This is a genomic window from Streptomyces sp. NPDC060028, from assembly GCF_042736725.1.
GTDB lineage: Bacteria > Actinomycetota > Actinomycetes > Streptomycetales > Streptomycetaceae > Streptomyces.
The window spans coordinates 1-17474 of record NZ_JBHWVJ010000081.1 but is presented as its reverse complement, the minus strand read 5'-3'; the positions used below and the strand labels follow the sequence as shown (position 1 = coordinate 17474).

General features: G+C 68.7%; 16 protein-coding genes, 1 tRNA gene and 3 pseudogenes. 9 read left to right on the top strand and 11 right to left on the bottom strand.

The window, feature by feature from the left end; translation table 11 throughout:
- The first annotated feature begins 98 nt into the window (after positions 1–98).
- Positions 99–1112: a helix-turn-helix transcriptional regulator gene (locus ACFWBF_RS29930; RefSeq protein WP_385230277.1), complete on the top strand. Its 1014-nt coding sequence runs from the start codon at positions 99–101 to the stop codon at positions 1110–1112.
- Between the two features lie 104 nt (positions 1113–1216).
- Here the strand turns inward: ACFWBF_RS29930 and ACFWBF_RS29925 are convergent, their stop codons facing one another.
- The 4 genes from ACFWBF_RS29925 to dnaK are packed head-to-tail and all read right to left on the bottom strand — an operon-like array spanning position 1217 to position 5386.
- On the bottom strand, positions 1217–1663 hold the full coding sequence (locus ACFWBF_RS29925) for a heat shock protein transcriptional repressor HspR (RefSeq protein WP_385607380.1): 447 nt from the start codon (positions 1661–1663) through the stop codon (positions 1217–1219).
- A gap of 1 nt (position 1664) precedes the next feature.
- Positions 1665–2846, bottom strand: coding sequence for a molecular chaperone DnaJ (dnaJ, locus tag ACFWBF_RS29920; RefSeq protein WP_385607378.1), 1182 nt, complete (start codon positions 2844–2846; stop codon positions 1665–1667).
- Positions 2847–2885: 39 nt separating this feature from the next.
- Positions 2886–3539 (bottom strand): nucleotide exchange factor GrpE, encoded by a 654-nt coding sequence (gene grpE, locus ACFWBF_RS29915; RefSeq protein ID WP_385607377.1) that lies wholly within the window; start codon positions 3537–3539, stop codon positions 2886–2888.
- Positions 3539–5386, bottom strand: coding sequence for a molecular chaperone DnaK (gene dnaK, locus ACFWBF_RS29910; RefSeq protein ID WP_385607375.1), 1848 nt, complete (start codon positions 5384–5386; stop codon positions 3539–3541). Before dnaK ends, grpE begins: the two co-directional genes overlap by 1 nt.
- A 217-nt stretch (positions 5387–5603) precedes the next feature.
- Here dnaK and ACFWBF_RS29905 point away from each other — a divergent pair, with 217 nt between their 5' ends.
- The 3 genes from ACFWBF_RS29905 to ACFWBF_RS29895 all read left to right on the top strand — a co-directional run bounded on the left by ACFWBF_RS29905 (position 5604) and on the right by ACFWBF_RS29895 (position 9645).
- Entirely contained in the window at positions 5604–6140 is a 537-nt protein-coding gene (locus tag ACFWBF_RS29905; protein ID WP_385607373.1) for a sugar transferase, read from the top strand.
- 110 nt (positions 6141–6250) lie between these two features.
- On the top strand, positions 6251–8545 hold the full coding sequence (locus tag ACFWBF_RS29900) for a (Fe-S)-binding protein (protein WP_385607371.1): 2295 nt from the start codon (positions 6251–6253) through the stop codon (positions 8543–8545).
- A gap of 179 nt (positions 8546–8724) precedes the next feature.
- The gene (locus tag ACFWBF_RS29895; RefSeq protein ID WP_385607370.1) at positions 8725–9645 is read left to right on the top strand and encodes a Yip1 family protein; all 921 of its coding nucleotides are present in this window, start codon (positions 8725–8727) and stop codon (positions 9643–9645) included.
- Positions 9646–9714: 69 nt separating this feature from the next.
- Here the strand turns inward: ACFWBF_RS29895 and ACFWBF_RS29890 are convergent, their stop codons facing one another.
- Positions 9715–10215: a phosphoribosyltransferase gene (locus tag ACFWBF_RS29890; RefSeq protein WP_385607369.1), complete on the bottom strand. Its 501-nt coding sequence runs from the start codon at positions 10213–10215 to the stop codon at positions 9715–9717.
- A complete protein-coding gene (gene dcd, locus ACFWBF_RS29885; protein WP_385607368.1) occupies positions 10212–10799 on the bottom strand; it encodes a dCTP deaminase in 588 nt (195 codons plus the stop codon). The genes ACFWBF_RS29890 and dcd overlap by 4 nt, the downstream gene beginning before the upstream one ends.
- Before the next feature lie 459 nt (positions 10800–11258).
- Between dcd and ACFWBF_RS29880 the strand changes: the two genes are divergently transcribed.
- Positions 11259–11329 (top strand) — tRNA-Gly (locus ACFWBF_RS29880).
- A gap of 54 nt (positions 11330–11383) precedes the next feature.
- Here the strand turns inward: ACFWBF_RS29880 and ACFWBF_RS29875 are convergent.
- The 3 genes and pseudogenes from ACFWBF_RS29875 to ACFWBF_RS29865 form a co-directional block, all read right to left on the bottom strand.
- Positions 11384–11752: pseudogene (locus ACFWBF_RS29875) on the bottom strand (tyrosine-type recombinase/integrase); the annotation flags it as partial.
- 115 nt (positions 11753–11867) lie between these two features.
- Entirely contained in the window at positions 11868–12305 is a 438-nt protein-coding gene (locus tag ACFWBF_RS29870) for an NUDIX domain-containing protein (protein WP_385607366.1), read from the bottom strand.
- A 30-nt stretch (positions 12306–12335) separates the two neighbouring features.
- Positions 12336–12524 carry an SDR family oxidoreductase gene (locus tag ACFWBF_RS29865; protein ID WP_361752220.1) on the bottom strand — a complete coding sequence of 63 codons (189 nt, stop codon included), beginning with the start codon at positions 12522–12524 and terminating at the stop codon, positions 12336–12338.
- 22 nt (positions 12525–12546) lie between these two features.
- Between ACFWBF_RS29865 and ACFWBF_RS29860 the strand changes: the two genes are divergently transcribed.
- The 3 genes and pseudogenes from ACFWBF_RS29860 to ACFWBF_RS29850 all read left to right on the top strand — a co-directional run.
- The gene (locus tag ACFWBF_RS29860; protein WP_385607364.1) at positions 12547–12909 is read left to right on the top strand and encodes a hypothetical protein; all 363 of its coding nucleotides are present in this window, start codon (positions 12547–12549) and stop codon (positions 12907–12909) included.
- A 431-nt stretch (positions 12910–13340) separates the two neighbouring features.
- Positions 13341–13667 (top strand): hypothetical protein, encoded by a 327-nt coding sequence (locus ACFWBF_RS29855; protein ID WP_385607362.1) that lies wholly within the window; start codon positions 13341–13343, stop codon positions 13665–13667.
- 598 nt (positions 13668–14265) lie between these two features.
- A pseudogene (locus ACFWBF_RS29850) lies at positions 14266–14601 on the top strand (Tn3 family transposase); the annotation flags it as partial.
- Positions 14602–14687: 86 nt separating this feature from the next.
- Here ACFWBF_RS29850 and ACFWBF_RS29845 read toward each other — a convergent pair.
- Together ACFWBF_RS29845 and ACFWBF_RS29840 are read right to left on the bottom strand one after the other, a co-directional pair.
- Positions 14688–15947: an esterase/lipase family protein gene (locus tag ACFWBF_RS29845; RefSeq protein WP_385607360.1), complete on the bottom strand. Its 1260-nt coding sequence runs from the start codon at positions 15945–15947 to the stop codon at positions 14688–14690.
- 344 nt (positions 15948–16291) lie between these two features.
- Positions 16292–16414 (bottom strand): annotated as a pseudogene (locus tag ACFWBF_RS29840) (site-specific integrase); the annotation flags it as partial.
- 482 nt (positions 16415–16896) lie between these two features.
- Between ACFWBF_RS29840 and ACFWBF_RS29835 the strand changes: the two are divergent.
- Positions 16897–17100 (top strand): cold-shock protein, encoded by a 204-nt coding sequence (locus ACFWBF_RS29835; RefSeq protein WP_008734853.1) that lies wholly within the window; start codon positions 16897–16899, stop codon positions 17098–17100.
- The last annotated feature ends 374 nt before the right edge of the window (positions 17101–17474 follow it).

Below are 17474 nucleotides of genomic sequence, written 5' to 3'. Positions count from 1 at the left end.
GCTTCGTCCTCACTTGATGGAAATCTTCTCCCCCGCGTGTCAGACGATGGCTCATTCGGGCACGTCACTGCCACAGGGACGATGCATCATGTTCTTGCATGTTCAGGACCCTGGGGGGTGGAGATTTGCCCATAAACAACACAAAGCCGACACATCCCCACCCCATCACGTCCATGTGCGGGGAGGGAACGCGGCTCTACACGGCAGCGCTGAGCACCGGCCGGGTGGCCCGCAGCGAGGTCGAGAACGCCCCCTGCCTGCTCGAATTCGCCCTTCTGCGACCTGACCCGGATGACGCGAACCAACTGCGCGCGGTTCCACCGTCCGTCGCACTCGCACAGCGGCTCCACCCGCTCGAACGGGAGATTCAGGACCGCCGCCGAGACACCATAGACCTCACCGACGCATTCGAGCCGTTTCTGACCATCAGCGCCCAGACTCCCGCGAACACCCACGCCATCACCGTGCTGGAGGGCTTCGACCAGATCCACGCCGCCCTCGACCAGGCCACCGCCGAGTGCCGCACCGAGGTGCTGACCGTCCAGCCCGGCGGAGCCCGGTCCACGTCCGTCCTCACCGAGGCACTGGAGCGCGCCGCACCCCTGGTCAACCGCGGGGTGCGCATCCGCACGCTCTACCAGCACACGGTGCGGCACAGCCAGGGCACGCTCGCCTACGTGGACCGGATCTCCGCGGGGAGAGTGGAGATCCGCACCCTCGAAGAGCTCATAGAGCGTCTCATGATCTTCGACCGCACGGTGGCCTTCATCCCCACGAGCGACGACCGGCGCACGGCCCTGGAGCTGCGCCACCCGGGCCTCGTCGACTACCTCATCAAGGTGTTCGAGCAGCTGTGGCACCGCGCCGTGCCCCTGACGGCGGAAGTGACGTACCAGCACACCCCCGGCGGCATCTCCGGCGTGCAGCGCTCCATCGCCCAGCTCCTCATCGAGGGACACGTGGACGAGGCCATCGCGCGCAGGCTGGGGATGAACGTACGGACCTGCCGCGCCCACATCGCGAAACTGGCGGCCTCCCTGGGCAGCGGCAGCCGGGCCCAACTCGGCTTCCTCATCGCCCAGTCGGGCATCCTCAAGGATCAGGAGCTCTGAGCGGGCCCCAGGCCCGGCTGGAGGCCCTGGAGCGCTCCCGGGTCCGGCAGGGCACGAAGAAGGCCCCGATCGGCTGATCGGGGCCTTCCTGCGCCTCGTACGGGTCAGTCCAGCGGGCGCTTGGGCCGCCACACCACCAGCGCGTTGCCCGGCACCGGCGGCTGGTACGGGACCAGGTCGCGGCGGTACGAGGCGTGGACCTGGGCCTCGCGCTGCTGGAGCACGGCGGCCGCGCCGTCGACCGCCGTCGCGAGCTCGGCGACGCGCTGCTGGAGCGCGGCGACCTGATTCTCCAGCTCGATGATCCGCTTGATCCCCGCCAGGTTGATGCCCTCGTCCTGGGACAGCGCCTGCACCGTGCGGAGCAGTTCGATGTCACGGGCCGAGTAGCGCCGGCCGCGGCCGGCCGTACGGTCCGGGGAGACCAGGCCGAGACGGTCGTACTGGCGGAGGGTCTGCGGATGCAGGCCCGAGAGCTGGGCGGCCACCGAGATCACGTAGACCGGTGTCTCATCGGTCAGTTGATAGGGATTCCTGCGGCGGCCGTCCATGTCATGCTCCCTTCGCGGACTCGAACAGCGCGGCGCGCGGATCCTCCGACCCGGTCGCGTCGCGGTACGTCTCCAGCGCCTCGCGCGCCTTGTCGGACAGCTCCGCCGGGACGGCCACCTCGACCGTCACCAGCAGGTCCCCGCGGGTGCCGTCCTTGCGGACCGCACCCTTGCCGCGGGCGCGCATCGTGCGGCCGCCCGGAGTGCCGGGCGGCAGCTTCAGCGTCACCGGGGGGCCGTTCAGGGTCGGGACCCTGATCTCGGCTCCCAGGGCCGCCTCCGCGAACGTCACCGGCACGGTCACCGTGAGGTTGTCGTCCTTGCGGCCGAACACCGGGTGGGAGTCGACGTGGACCACGACGTACAGATCGCCGCCGGGTCCGCCGCGCTCGCCCGGAGCGCCCTTGCCGCGCAGCCGGATCCGCTGGCCGTCGAAGACGCCCGCCGGAATCCGGACCTGCATCGTCCGGGAGCTGCGGGCCCGGCCGCTGCCCTTGCAGATGTCACAGGGGGTCTCCGCGATCAGACCGCGGCCCTTGCAGTCCGCGCAGGGGTCGGTCAGCGAGAAGCCGCCGCCGCTGCCGCGCGAGACCTGCCCGGTGCCGACACAGGTCGGGCACACCCGGGGGGTGCCGTTCTTGTCGCCGGTGCCCGAACAGGCCTTGCAGGGGGACTGCGAGGACATCCGGAGCGGGACCGTGGCCCCGTCCACCGCCTCCGTGAAGGAGAGGGTGACCTCCGACTCGATGTCCTGGCCGCGGCGCGGCTGGGTACGGGTCCCCGTACCGGCGCCGCCGCCGCGGTTGAACAGGCCGCCGAACACATCGCCCAGGCCGCCGCCGAAGCCGCCGCCCGCGCCGCCCTGCTGCTGCCCGCCGAAGAGGTCGCCCAGGTCGAAGTTGAACGAGCCGCCGCCCGCGCCCGGACCGGGGCGGAAGCCCCCGTTGCCGAACAGCGCGCGGGCCTCGTCGTACTCCTTGCGCTTCTTCGGGTCGCCGAGGATGTCGTTCGCCTCGGAGATCTCCTTGAAGCGCTCCTCGGCCGAGGTGTCGCCCTTGTTGGCGTCCGGGTGGAACTCGCGCGCGAGTTTCCGGTACGCCTTCTTGATCTCGGCCTCGGTGGCGTCCTTCGGGACACCGAGGACCTTGTAGTAGTCCTTCTCCACGAAGTCCTTCGTGCTCATCCCCGGCGTCCCTCCTCTCGTGTTCCTACTGGTTCAGCCTCAGCCCTTGTCGGGGGCATCCGCGTCCTTGTCCGACGGCGCGTCTCCGTCCGCGGACTCGGACTTGGCGGCCGCACCCGGCTGCGGCTCGGCCACCGCGACCCGTGCGGGACGGATCGTACGCTCGCCGATCCGGTAGCCCGGCTGCAGAATCGCCACGCAGGTCGTCTCGGTGACGTCCGGCGCGTACGAGTGCATCAGGGCCTCGTGGATCGTCGGGTCGAAGGGCTCGCCCTCCTTGCCGAACTGCTGCAGGCCCATCTTGGCCGCGGCGGTCTCCAGCGATTCGGCCACCGACTTGAAGCCGCCGACCAGCTCGCCATGCTCCCGCGCCCGGCCGATGTCGTCCAGGGTCGGGAGGAGTTCCGTCAGGAGGGACGCGACCGCGATCTCCTTGACGGCGATCCGGTCCCGCTCCACCCGGCGGCGGTAGTTCTGGTACTCCGCCTGGAGCCGCTGGAGGTCCGCGGTGCGCTCACCGAGCGCGGTACGGGCCTGGTCCAGCTGCGCCAGCACGGCCACATCCTGTGCGCTTGCGTCCCCAGCCGGGGCCGCCGCCTCCTCCGTGGAGGCGTCGGCGGCCTTCGGCTCGTCGGGCGTGCCGTCGACGGGGACTTCAGGCTTCTCGTCGAAGCCCGGGGTCTCCTCCGACATCAGGCAGCGCCGCCCTTCGGCTTCTCGTCGTCGACGATCTCGGCGTCGACGACGTCATCGGCGGCGTCCGGGGCCTGCTGGGCACCCTCGGCGCCCGCGGCACCCTGAGCGGCCTGGGCGTCGGCGTAGATGGCCTGGCCGAGCTTCTGGCTGACCGCGGCGACCTTCTCGGTCGCGGTGCGGATCTCGGCGGTGTCCTCGCCCTTGAGCTTTTCCTTCAGCTCGGCGATGGCAGCCTCGACCTCGGTCTTGACCTCGGCCGGGACCTTGTCCTCGTTGTCCTTGACGAACTTCTCCGTCTGGTAGACGAGCTGCTCGGCCTGGTTGCGGCTCTCGGCGGCCTCCTTGCGGCGGAGGTCCTCGTCCGCGTACTGCTCGGCCTCCTGGCGCATGCGGTCGACCTCGTCCTTGCCGAGCGAGGAGCCGCCGGTGACGGTCATCTTCTGCTCCTTGCCCGTGCCAAGGTCCTTGGCCGTGACGTGCATGATGCCGTTCGCGTCGATGTCGAAGGAGACCTCGATCTGCGGGATGCCGCGCGGGGCAGGCGGCAGACCGGTCAGCTCGAACATGCCGAGCTTCTTGTTGTACGCCGCGATCTCGCGCTCGCCCTGGTAGACCTGGATCTGCACGGACGGCTGGTTGTCCTCGGCCGTCGTGAAGATCTCGGACCGCTTGGTCGGGATCGTGGTGTTGCGCTCGATGAGCTTGGTCATGATGCCGCCCTTGGTCTCGATGCCGAGGGACAGCGGGGTCACGTCGAGGAGCAGGACGTCCTTGACCTCACCCTTGAGCACACCGGCCTGGAGGGTGGCGCCGATGGCGACGACCTCGTCCGGGTTGACGCCCTTGTTGGCGTCCTGACCGCCCGTGAGCTCCTTGACGAGCTCGGCGACGGCCGGCATACGGGTGGAGCCGCCGACCAGGACCACGTGGTCGATCTCGGACAGCGCGATGCCGGCGTCCTTGATGACGTTGTGGAACGGGGTCTTGCAGCGGTCGAGCAGGTCCGCGGTCAGCTGCTGGAACTGGGCGCGGGTGAGCTTCTCGTCCAGGTGCAGCGGGCCCTCGGCGGAAGCCGTGATGTAGGGCAGGTTGATCGAGGTCTCCGTGGAGGAGGACAGCTCGATCTTCGCCTTCTCGGCGGCCTCGCGCAGACGCTGGAGCGCCATCTTGTCCTTGGACAGGTCGACGCCGTGGCCGTTGGCGAACTGCTTCACGAGGTAGTCGACGACGCGCTGGTCCCAGTCGTCGCCACCGAGGTGGTTGTCACCGTTGGTCGCCTTGACCTCGACGACGCCGTCACCGATCTCCAGGAGCGACACGTCGAAGGTGCCGCCGCCGAGGTCGAAGACGAGAATGGTCTGGTCGTCCTTGTCGAGGCCGTAGGCCAGGGCGGCGGCCGTCGGCTCGTTGACGATGCGCAGGACGTTGAGGCCCGCGATCTCGCCGGCCTCCTTCGTCGCCTGACGCTCGGAGTCGTTGAAGTAGGCCGGGACGGTGATGACCGCGTCCGTGACCTTCTCGCCCAGGTACGCCTCGGCGTCGCGCTTCAGCTTCTGCAGGATGAAGGCGCTCATCTGCTGCGGGTTGAAGTCCTTGCCATCCAGGTTGATCTTCCAGTCAGTGCCCATGTGGCGCTTGACGGAGCGGATGGTGCGGTCCACGTTCGTGACCGCCTGACGCTTGGCCACCTCGCCGACGAGGACCTCGCCGTTCTTGGCGAAGGCGACGACGGACGGCGTGGTCCTGGCGCCCTCGGCGTTGGTGATGACGGTGGGCTCGCCGCCTTCCAGAACGCTGACGACGGAGTTGGTGGTGCCCAGGTCGATGCCGACCGCACGTGCCATTTTGATTCCTCCAGCTGACTTGAGTGGAACAGGCTCAAGGATGCCGTAACGCTGCGCTGCCGTCAACAGACCTGAGCCGAGGGGGCTCAACCTTTAGGCCAGGCTTACGCGCAAGCACGCGGGCTCCGCCCCGCGGCCGGCGGCGCAGCCCGCCGAACGGGTCACCGCGGCCGCGCGGCGCCCGAACACCGCCGGAGGCGTACGGCACGGTGCTGGCATGCCGCTCACTCTCACCGCTCCGCGCGTACGGGTACCCGCCGCACCGCCGGCCAAGCGGATGCTCGACCTCCTCGGGGCGGTGGCCCTGCTGACCCTGCTGGGCCCACCGCTCGCGGCGGTCGCCGCACTGCTGTACGCGACCCGGGGCGCCCGGGCCTTCGTACGGGAGCCGGCCGTCGGCCTCGGGGGCCGCCCGTTCCGCACCTGGCGGCTGCGCACGGACGCCGGCGCGGGCCGCCTCGGCGCCGCCCTGGAGCGGTGCGGCCTGGACGCACTGCCGCAGCTGCTCAACGTGGCCCGGGGCGAGATGTCACTGGTCGGGCCGCGCCCCGCAAACAACGCGTCGGACCGGCCCGAGCGGCTCCTCGTACGGCCCGGGATGACCGGACTGTGGCAGGTGAGCGCGCGCTCGGACCTCCCGTGGGAGGAAATGGACCTGCTGGACCGGCACTATGTGGAGAACCACTGGCTGGGGATGGATCTGGCGATCCTCGCGCAGACCCCGCGGGCCGCCTGGCGACAGAGGCGAGCCTGAGCGACGCAGATCACCGCGCGCTCGGCTACATTGCGGCGTCGGGACTGGGTAACCTCAAGCCTTGACTGGATAAGTTACCGCTTAGTAAGTGCCGCCCGAGGAGCCCTTCCATGCAACTCGCCGCGATCATCGTGTCGCTGGTCCTGACCGTGCCCGGCGTCGCGCTGCTCGCCCGAGCCGTGGCGAAGATCTACCGGTTCGTCAAGCTCGGCCAGCCCGTCCCCGCGGGCAGCCGCACGGACCGCCCGAAGGCCCGTACCCTCACCCTGATCAGGGAGTTCCTCGGCCACAGCCGGATGAACCAGTGGGGCATCATCGGCTTCGCGCACTGGTTCGTCGCCATCGGCTTCCTGACGCTGCCGCCCACCCTGATCCAGGCGTACGGGCAGCTCTTCAAGGCCGACTGGCTGCTGCCGCTCGTCGGCGACTGGCTGCCCTTCGAGCTCTACACCGAGCTCATCGGTCTCATGACCGTCGTGGGCATCGTCATCCTCATCGGGATCCGGATGCTCAGCCTGCCCTCGCGGGCCGGTCGCAAGTCGCGCTTCGCCGGCTCGAAGTCCGGGCAGGCCTACTTCGTCGAGTCCGTGATCATCACCATCGGCCTCGCGATCCTGACGCTGCGCGGCCTCGAGGGCGCGATCCACCACGTCGACAGCTACGAGCCGGCATACCTCGTCTCGTACCCGCTGGTGCTGGCCTTCAAGGGGCTCTCGCTCAGCGCGCTGCAGAACGCCATCTACTTCACCGCGATGGTCAAGATCAGCGTCTCGCTGATCTGGATGATCGTGGTCGGCCTCAACACCAACATGGGTGTGGCCTGGCACCGCTTCCTCGCCTTCCCGAACATCTGGTTCAAGCGCAAGGCCGACGGCTCGACCGCGCTCGGCGCCCTGCAGCCCATGACCAGCGGCGGCAAGGTGATCGACTTCGAGGACCCGGGCGAGGACGACGTCTTCGGCGTCTCGCAGGTCGAGCAGTTCTCGTGGAAGGGCATCCTCGACTTCTCCACGTGCACCGAGTGCGGCCGCTGCCAGTCGCAGTGCCCGGCCTGGAACACGGGCAAGCCGCTGTCCCCGAAGCTCCTGATCATGTCGCTGCGCGACCACGCGCACGCCAAGGCCCCGTACCTCCTGGCGGGCGGCGGCAAGGACATGGAGGGCAACGAGAAGGCCACGGCCGAGCAGTTGAAGGACGTCCCGGCGTCCGCCCTCGCCGAGGCCGAGCGCCCGCTGATCGGGACCGCCGAGGAGAACGGCGTCATCGACCCGGACGTGCTGTGGTCCTGCACCACCTGCGGTGCGTGCGTGGAGCAGTGCCCGGTCGACATCGAGCACATCGACCACATCGTCGACATGCGCCGCTACCAGGTGATGATCGAGAGCGCGTTCCCGTCGGAGGCGGGCACGATGCTCAAGAACCTGGAGAAGAAGGGCAACCCCTGGGGCCTCGCCAAGAAGCAGCGGGTGGAGTGGACCAAGGAGGTCGACTTCGAGGTCCCGATCATCGGCAAGGACGCGGAGGACCTCTCCGAGTTCGACTACCTGTACTGGGTCGGCTGCGCGGGCGCCCTGGAGGACCGGGCCAAGAAGACCACGAAGGCCTTCGCCGAGCTGCTCAACATCGCGGGCGTCAAGTTCGCGATCATGGGCGGCGACGAGAAGTGCACCGGCGACTCCCCGCGCCGCCTGGGCAACGAGCCGCTGTTCCAGCAGCTCGCCCAGGACAACGTGGCCATGCTGAACATGGCCTTCGGTGAGGACGACGAGGACGAGTCGACGAAGAAGCCGAAGTCGGCGAAGCGGATCGTCTCGACCTGCCCGCACTGCTTCAACACCATCGCGAACGAGTACCCGCAGCTCGGCGGCGAGTACGAGGTCATCCACCACACGCAGCTGCTCCAGCACCTGATCGACGAGGGCCGCCTCACGCCGGTCACCCCGGTCGACGGCCTGATCACGTACCACGACCCGTGCTACCTGGGCCGGCACAACAAGGTCTACACGCCGCCGCGCGAGATCATGTCGGCCGTGCCGGGGCTGCGGCAGCAGGAGATGCACCGCCACAAGGAGCGGGGCTTCTGCTGCGGCGCCGGTGGCGCGCGGATGTGGATGGAGGAGCGGATCGGCAAGCGCATCAACAACGAGCGTGTCGACGAGGCCCTGTCCCTGAACCCGGACATCGTGTCGACGGCGTGCCCGTTCTGCCTGGTGATGCTGACCGACTCGGTGAACGGCAAGAAGAACGACGGCCAGGCCAAGGAGTCCGTGCAGGTCGTGGACGTGGCGCAGCTGCTGCTGGACTCGGTGAAGACGCCGGAGCCGGTGGGCGCGGTGTCGGCCGACGAGGCGGGCGCGGAAGCGGTGGCGGAAGCCGCCGCCGCCGACGAGGCCGAGGCCAAGTAGCCCGTAGCCCGTAGCCCGTAGAACGCGAAACGGCCGGTCCCTGCCGAAGGGGCCGGCCGTTTCGCGTACACCGACCGACCCGCGGGTACCCCCTAGGGGATGTCACAGGTCAGCCGCAAAGGGTACGTCTTCCGGCCGCCCGGCCACCGGGCCCCGCCGGAGCAGGTACTTTCGATCACGTGGCTGGATTCAGGATCGGACGCGGCCGGGACAACAACCGCGCCCCGCAACAACCCCCGCAGCAGCAGCCGTACGGTCGGCAGCAACCGCCGTACGGCAGGCAGCCGTACCCGCCCGCCGGTTCGCCGGCGGCCCCGCAGCAGCGGTGGCCGCAGCAGGGCGGCGGCCCGGGCGAGCCCGAGTACTTCGACCCGTACGGGCACCAGGGCGGATACGACGGCGGATACGACGGCGGGCACCAGGGCGGGCACCAAGCCGGGCACCCGGGCTCGTACGCGAACGACAACCCGGGGCACACCCAGGCCTTCGTCTTCGGCGAGGACCCCTACAGCCAGGGCGCGACGTACCAGGCGGGCGCGGCCGCGGCCGGCCCGACGGGTCCGCGGCTGCCGTGGAAGGAACTCCTGCGGGGCATCGTGATGCGCCCCGGGCCGACCTTCCTGCAGATGCGCGACTACGCCGTCTGGGGCCCGGCCCTGCTCGTGACCTTCCTCTACGGCCTGCTCGCGGTCTTCGGCCTCGACGACGCCCGCAAGGACGTCATCAACGCGACCCTGGCCAAGGCCGTGCCGATCGTGCTGTCGGCGGGCGCGGCCTTCGTGATCTGCGGGCTGGTCCTGGGCGCGGTCACGCACACGCTGGCCCGCCAGCTGGGCGGCGACGGGGCGTGGCAGCCGACGGTGGGCCTGTCGATGCTGGTCATGACCCTCACGGACGCGCCGCGGCTGCTGTTCGCGGTGTTCCTCGGCGGCGACAACATGTTCGTACAGGTGCTGGGCTGGGCCACCTGGCTGGTGGCGGGCGCGCTCTTCACGTCGCTGGTCAGCAAGTCGCACGACCTGCCGTGGCCGAAGGCGCTGGGCGCGTCGGCCATCCAGCTGGTCGCCCTGCTGTCGATCATCAAGCTCGGCACGATCTAGTACGCGCTGTGACCCGAAAGGCCCGCCACGCGAGGATCTGCGTGGCGGGCCTTTCACATCCGTCCGAGGTCAGGCGTCGAGAACCTGACCCTCGCGCTTCACGACGGGCGGCTCGACCGACCAGGGGAAGTTGATCCACTCGTCGGTCTTCTTCCACACGTACTCGCACTGCACGAGCGAGTGCGACTTCTCGTAGATGACCGCGGAGCGGACCTCGGCGACGTGGCCGAGGCAGAAGTCGTGCACCAGCTTGAGCGTCTTGCCGGTGTCGGCGACGTCGTCCGCGATCAGCACCTTCTTGGCGGTGAAGTCGATCGCCTCGGGCACGGGCGCCAGCATGACCGGCATTTCGAGGGTCGTACCGACCCCCGTGTAGAACTCGACGTTCACGAGGTGGATGTTCTTGCAGTCGAGCGCGTACGCCAGTCCACCGGCGACGAACACCCCGCCGCGGGCGATGCTGAGGATGATGTCGGGCTCGTAGCCGTCGTCGGCGATGGTCTGCGCCAGCTCGCGCACGGCGCGCCCGAATCCCTCGTAGTCGAGGTTCTCGCGTACTCCGTCACTCATGCCTCGTGCCTCACCTGGGTGCGGTGGAAGTTCTGGAAGGACCGCGAGGCGGTCGGCCCGCGCTGGCCCTGGTACCTGGACCCGTACCGGTCACTGCCGTACGGGAACTCCGCGGGCGAGCTGAGCTGGAACATGCACAGCTGCCCGATCTTCATGCCCGGCCAGAGCTTGATCGGCAGCGTGGCGAGGTTCGACAGCTCGAGGGTCACGTGGCCCGAGAACCCGGGGTCGATGAAACCGGCGGTCGAATGCGTCACCAGGCCGAGGCGGCCCAGGCTGGACTTCCCCTCCAGCCTGGAGGCGATGTCGTCGGGCAGCGAGATGACCTCGTACGTCGAGGCGAGCACGAACTCACCCGGATGCAGGATGAAGGCCTCGTCCCCGTCGGGCTCGACCAGCCGGGTCAGATCGGCCTGCTCGATCGCGGGGTCGATGTGCGCGTAGCGGTGATTCTCGAACACCCGGAAGAACCGGTCGAGACGTACATCGATGCTGGAGGGCTGCACCATCGACTCGTCGAAGGGGTCGATGCGAACCCGTCCGCTGTCGATCTCGGCCCGGATGTCTTTGTCAGAGAGAAGCACGTCCCGAGGATACGCAGAGCGCGCGGGCCGCCCCAATCGAGGCGAGCCCCCGCGCGCCCCCCGGCGCTAACGCTTGACCGCTGCTCCCACGGGCACGGCGTGCCTGAGCCGCGCGCACCGCGGACACCGCAGCAGCCGCCCCGGCCCGATCCGGCCGGCACCGAGGTGCTGCAGCGGGAAGGAGGCGGTACTGAAAACGTGCCCTTCGGCACAACGGACGACGGTGTGCTCCATCGAGTCCCTTTCCCCAACGAGCCGTACTGCGACTAATCGCCACATTAGGGGATGATCGGGACCCACTCCAGCCACCACTCCGCCCCCACAAGGTACGCCCCCAACTCCCGCCCCCACGAGCCTCCGTGCACCCGACAAACAACAACGACCCCCGGGCAAATTCACCGAAGGTCGATCATGGGGTAGAGTGTGCAAAGATACGGCTCCAGACAACTGGACCGCTGTGCGGATGTAGTTTAATGGTAGAACATGAGCTTCCCAAGCTTATAGCGCGGGTTCGATTCCCGTCATCCGCTCTTGCAAGAAGGCCCAGGTCAACGACCTGGGCCTTTTGTGTTGCCTAGACCTCTCTACCCCTCCCGTGCCAGATCCGTGCCAGATGACTTGGCCCTCATGGCACGCACCCGCGCATCGATCCCCGCTGCAACTTCCTGCTGCCGGGCGCGGTTGGAGTGCTGGTAGATCATGGCGGCCTTCTCCGAGGACTGGCCGGCCCGCACCATCGTGTCCTTCAGCGTCGCCCCGGACTGGGTCGAGAGGGTGTGCCTGGTGTGACGAAGGTCGTAGAACCTGAACGTCCTCGACATGCCGACCTTCACCCGCGCCTTCGCCCACTTCCGACCGAACGTCGTACGCCGGAACGGCGCACCCTTCTCCCCCACGAAGACGAGACCCTCGGGCCCCTTCTCCGCGTACCACTCGACGTGCCGCCGCAGTTCTTAGCCGCCCCGGGCGGCGGCTTTCCCCCTCCCCTGCGGGAACTGGCAGGCAACACCAGCCGGGGCCAACACATTTCAGTGCTGGCCCCGGCGGCATGCTCGCGTAGCCGTAGGGCTACACCGCGGCCTCGTCGACGAGAGTGCCGGCGCTGATGGCGCCCCGCAGGACGTGGGCGATCTCCTCGGGCTTGAGGTCGATGCCGTCGAGCCCCTCCACGGTCAGCGGAATCTCCTCCAGCGCGTACTCGCCGCGTCCCTCGGCCCTGAACTCGGGGCCGGTGCGGTCCTCGAAGGACCACGTCGCGATACGGGCGAGGTAGAAGAGCTGACGCTCGTCGTCGGACTCCATCGTGTGAAGGAGTCGGACGATGTCGGCCTTCCCCGCGATCTCCTCATGGATCTCCCGGTGGAGGGCTGCCTCCCGGGACTCATCGCTCTCCTCGACCCCGCCGCCGGGCAGCACCCAGTACACGGGGATTCCGGGCTTGGTGCGGCGGATGACCAGCATCGTGTCGTCCGCGGTGATGAGGACGGCTCGGACTCGTTCGATCATGTCGGTCTGTCTCCTTGCTTGTTGACGGTCTCAGTGCAGCAGCCAGCCACCGTCGACGTGGACGGATTGCCCAGTGATGAACGACGCCGACGGGCCGACGAGGAACGCCACCAGGGCTGCCACGTCTTCGGGGCGTCCGCGGCGCGGGACGCACTGGCGGTTGATCTGGTCTTCCGGGCGGGCCCGGTGGTGGGCGGGGATGGCGGTTTCGGCTTCCACCTCAATGGCGCCGGGTAGGACGGTGTTGACGCAGATGCCACCAGCCGCTGAGCTCGTTCCACGTCTCGTCGCACGGCTGGACGATCCAGCCCCCGAAGCCCGCTTCCGGGCGGCCGAGCTGCTGGCCTGCCTCGGCCCGACGGCCGCCGCCCACGCCGACGTTCTCGCCACGCTGCTGTCCGACACCGGAGCCCGCACCACGCGGAGACGGGAGACCGTCGGCGAGGCCGCCCTGTGGGGGCTGGCCCGGATGAACGATCCGCGCTGCCTGCCCGGCCTGGTCGAAGTCATCGTCGGCACACGATCCGGCTCGCATCGATTTCCGCCCACTACCCCGCGACCGACTGGCACCATTCCTGCCTGCCCTCGCTGCCTGAGGCGCTGAGCGGCCTCTCGGACCATGCCGAGCTGCTCCTTCCGGCGATCTGCGACCGGCTCGACACGGCCACGGACAGCCTTGTCCTCAACCGGTTCTGCGAGGTGCTGGCCGACTGGGGATCCGTGGCCGAGGCGGCGGTTCCCTGACTGCTCGTGCTACTGGAGGACGACCGGACCTGGGCCTCGGCTGCAACGGCTCTGGCAGGAATCGGAACGGCGGGGAGCGGGGCGCGGGACATGCTCCTGTTCCGATCACGCGGCGACGGATCGCATCGGGAGCGTGCGGCTTGGGCGTACTGGAAGGTCTGCGGCGAACCCGGACCAGCCCTGGAACTGCTCGGCCGCAGCGTCGCCGAGCGAAGCTTCCGACATCCAGATCTGCGCAGGCTCGCCAGTCTCGGAGCGCATGCCGCACCCCATGCGGACCTGCTCAGAGCGATGACCGCCGATGCCGACCCCTGGACCCGCGTCGAGGCCGCGCATGCCCTGTGGGCTGCCACCGGCGACACGGCCGAGACCGTCCCCGTTCTGGCCGCGGTCGTACGAGATCTGGCCGAGGGGACCTACCTGCCCGTCACGCTCCCCGCGGTGCGGTACCTGGCCCGGATCGGGCAGGCGGCCCAACCCGCCGCATACCTCCTGCGCGACGTGCCCGCCCGTGACCAGCGGTTGCGCTCCAACGGTGGCTGGCCAGGGTTCGTCCAAGACGAGAACATTCGCACCGCCATCGAGGAGCTGCTCAGCACGTCTGGTCCATCCACATGAGGTGAACGCCCCAGGGCCGGGTCAAGCACCGGGACGGACCCGGAGGGGGCTGGTTCACGGCGGCGGACAGCAAATCGGTGCGACCCCGTTGCAGGACTCCGCCGCCCACTGCTACCCGCAGACCTGGCGGGCCCACCGTCCAGCCCTGGCCGCACGCCGCAGCACCGCGTGCCACAACGTGCCAGTAGAGGCGGTAAAGCGCGGTCAACAACGAGCGTGACGAGGTAGCCAAAACAGGGGCGCCCCGAGATGTCTCCCCAGGTCAGAGGCCCTGCTGGCACCCAAGTGCCGGGTGATTCCCAAGCTTATAGCGCGGGTTCGATTCCCGTCATCCGCTCTTGCAAGAAGGCCCAGGTCAGCGACCTGGGCCTTTTGTATGACCAGCGCCACGTGCGCCGCTGTCTGGTGTGAATTCGCGCCCACAAAGAGGCAGTTGATCGACAGGGCCGAGGGATCAGCAGGATGGCCCCTCGGCCTCGGCATAGGTCAGAGTTCGACGAGGGTGATCTCGTTGGCTGGGACTGGCCCAGACGGGGGTGCCGTCGGCGAGGTCGGTGGCGGCCTGGGGGGTGACCTCGGCGATGGGTCGGCGGCCTGGTCGGACGTGATCAGAATGCGCAGCCGGCGGCCTACGGCAGTGGTCTCTCGGGCGGATCGCCAAGACGTTGCACATGCTGCGCCTGGCCGACGAGCCCAGCTACCGCCGGCAGATCAAGGTGCAGGCCAATCTAGGAGGGCCGGTACGCGCTTGCCCGAGCGCCGCGGTCACCCAGCTCCGCGCGGACGGCTTCGACGTCCGTGACGAGGATGCCGCCCGCCTCTCCCCGTTCATCCGGCACCACGTCAAATGCTCGGCCGGTACTCGTTCCAGCTTCCCGACCTGCCCGGCGGGCTGCGCCCTCTGCGGGACAAGGATGCCGCCGACGGGGAGTGAGGGCAGTGCGGATCAGCTCAGACGGCCTGGTCGGCGGGGAGTTCGGGGTGGGCGGGTCCGCTGGTGCGGGCCGCCCACCCCGGTGGTCACCCGGCGGCGACGATCTCGTTCACGATCCATGCGCCGAGTTCTTCGGTCATGGTGGTGTGTCCTTCGTTGCGGCTGGCGCACACGAAGGCGTCGAGTGCGCTGGCCTCCGGGGTGATCGGCCGGTAGAGCGCCTTCCGGTCGTCGATGTCACCGGCGCCGACGGCGCTGATGCTGGGGATGAAACAGGACGTGGTGATGACGTCCGGGTTGACGTTGTTCCCGAGGAGGCCCATGAGCAGGCCTGCCAGGCCGAAGCTGCCGGTGTCGCCCGCGGGGGACGGCACGGTGAACAGGCCTCCGGGGGCACCGTCGATGTCGGGCAGCCCGCTGGTGCGGACCGATACCGGCTCGCCGCCGGTCTTCTGCAGGCGGGCGACTTCCTGGTCGCCCTGTGCCTGGGTCTTGAGCCACGTGTCGTGCAGCGTGTCGCCGTCGCACTTCACCGCGGTCGCGCCGGCCTTGATGCCGTTGCCGGTACCGGTGTCCACGCCGTTGGCGACACCGACCTTGCGCAGGTTCCGCGGCCATTCCCCGACCTCGTCGAGCGCCCTGAGGAACGCGGTCCGCTCCGATGCCTGCTCCGGGGTGGCGTCGGCCTTCTCGATGTGCCACCGCGCCATCTGCTTCGCGGCGGGGCTGTTGAGCAGCCCGGAGAACTGGCGCAGGACGGGGCCGATGCCCGGGGCCTCTCCCCAGTTGTCCGTCGCAAAGTGCGTGAACGCCTGGATCGCGATGGGGAACCACGCGCCGTGGTGGGGGGTGTCGTAGGAGAAGTAGAGGTCCGTCTCGTGGTCGGCAAGCTCGGGGTCCTGCTCCATCTTCGCCAGGGCGTAGCGGGTGACCAGCCCGCCCATGCTGAATCCGCCCACGGCGAGCTTCGCGTTGCCCACCCGCTCGGCGCCGGCCCGGCGGATGCACTCGATGGCGGCGTCCGCGTTGTCCGTGATCGAGGCCGTCCGGTCGGTGTAGCCGAGGATGATCACGTCCCGGCCGGCCGCGTGGAGCTCGGAGATGAAGCGGTAGTCGCCGTTCTCCTCCAGGCCGTGCCAGAGCTGGTCAAGGTTGCTCGACCCGCTGGAGAAGCCGTCGGAGAGGATGACGGGCTTGACGAGCTGCCGGCGGTTCAGCGGGCTGTAGTAGACCCAGGCCGTTCCGCCGCCGAGGGCCCATTCGTCATGCGGCTCCGGAGCGGTGGGAAACGAGGAGCGGGTTCCGGGGGCAACGGGGCCCCAGACGTCAACGACAGGTGCGGACATGATCAGTCGACTCCTTGCACAGTTCACGGGTACACCGAATGGCCGGTCCGTCACGCTCATTGCGAGATCGCGACCATCCGGCACCATGATCGCAGAATGTGAGCACATGGACACGCAGAGTGTGCAATGAGGCCACCCCGGCCCACCGCCTGCTGTCAGCCGGCGCGCGCAGACCGGTGGCCTCGACGATCGCCTCCACCGAGGGATGGAAGTTGCGTCGTACGCTCTCGGGCTTCTTGTGCCGGGACTTCGCCAGCGCGAGGGCCTCGCACCCTGCCGGTGCGAGGCTCTCAGCTACTCGGCGTGTTCGTCAGGCTTCCCGCGCGTGTCGCCGCCTCGGCTTCGAAGTCCTTCGGCAGGCCGACCCTCGCGCGGGCCTTGGCCCACTTCCGGCCGAAGGTGGTGCGCCGGAACGGTGCTCCCTTCTCCCCCACGAACAGCAGCCCGTCGGGCTCCTTCTCCGCGAGCAGCAATGCGCGTGACCTGCGCCGCGGGGTCGCTCGGGTTCGCCCTTTCGCACCCTGAAACGCGGACGATCAACCACCCCGCCCGCGGTACCCAGTTGGCGAGGGCGCGACACCCCTCGCCGACCCCAGGCGCCCCAGCCGTCGGGGGCTGCCCTGGCAAGCAGTTGGGCACGGGAGGGCTGTGTATCCGGGGTGAAACAATATCTGTCACCGCGGCCTAAGAATTTAATGGATCCAGCGGGGAGAGTTTCTACCGCAACACAGCGGACGGAAATATTCAACGCACTCAAGCCGCTGCGGCGTGCTACTGTCGATCTCGGTTGCAGTTTTGGTACCCAAGAACTTCAAGCGCCTCCAGCCGGACTTCGTTCCGCACGGAAGCGCTTTTTATTTACCGGTCATTTTCCGGGCGGGGCATCATCGCGGCGACACGGCGTCCGTACAGTTCGGACGCTGCTGTATTGCCCCAAAGGAGATATGACATGGCTGCTGGTACCGTTAAGTGGTTCAACGCGGAAAAGGGTTTCGGCTTCATCGAGCAGGACGGTGGCGGCGCTGACGTGTTCGCCCACTACTCGAACATCGCCGCCCAGGGCTTCCGCGAGCTGAACGAGGGCCAGAAGGTCACCTTCGACATCGCGCAGGGCCAGAAGGGCCCGACGGCCGAGAACATCGTTCCCGCCTGACGCTGACGCACTTTCTGTAGCTGGGGCCCGCATCCCTCGGGGTGCGGGCCCCAGCTGCATGCATTTCCCGCGGTGCGGTCACCCGCGGTATTGAGCATTGAGAGACCCGCTCGACTGGCCCTCTCAGGCTGCACCCGATTTCATTTCTTTGGTTGTCGCGTCCACATGACGCCACCCTGTTTCAGCGTCTGAGCCCGTACAGATTTCCTGTCCGCCAGATCCGCTTTCGCATTCAAATTCGGCCCGTTCTCGCAATTCCCTGCGCCGTTCCTACGCTGCGGGAATTCCTTGATACGTGCCGTATCAAGGAAGGTTCCGCATGAACCCCACACGTACGAACAACCGCTCCTCTCGCACCCGCGGCCGCACCGGCG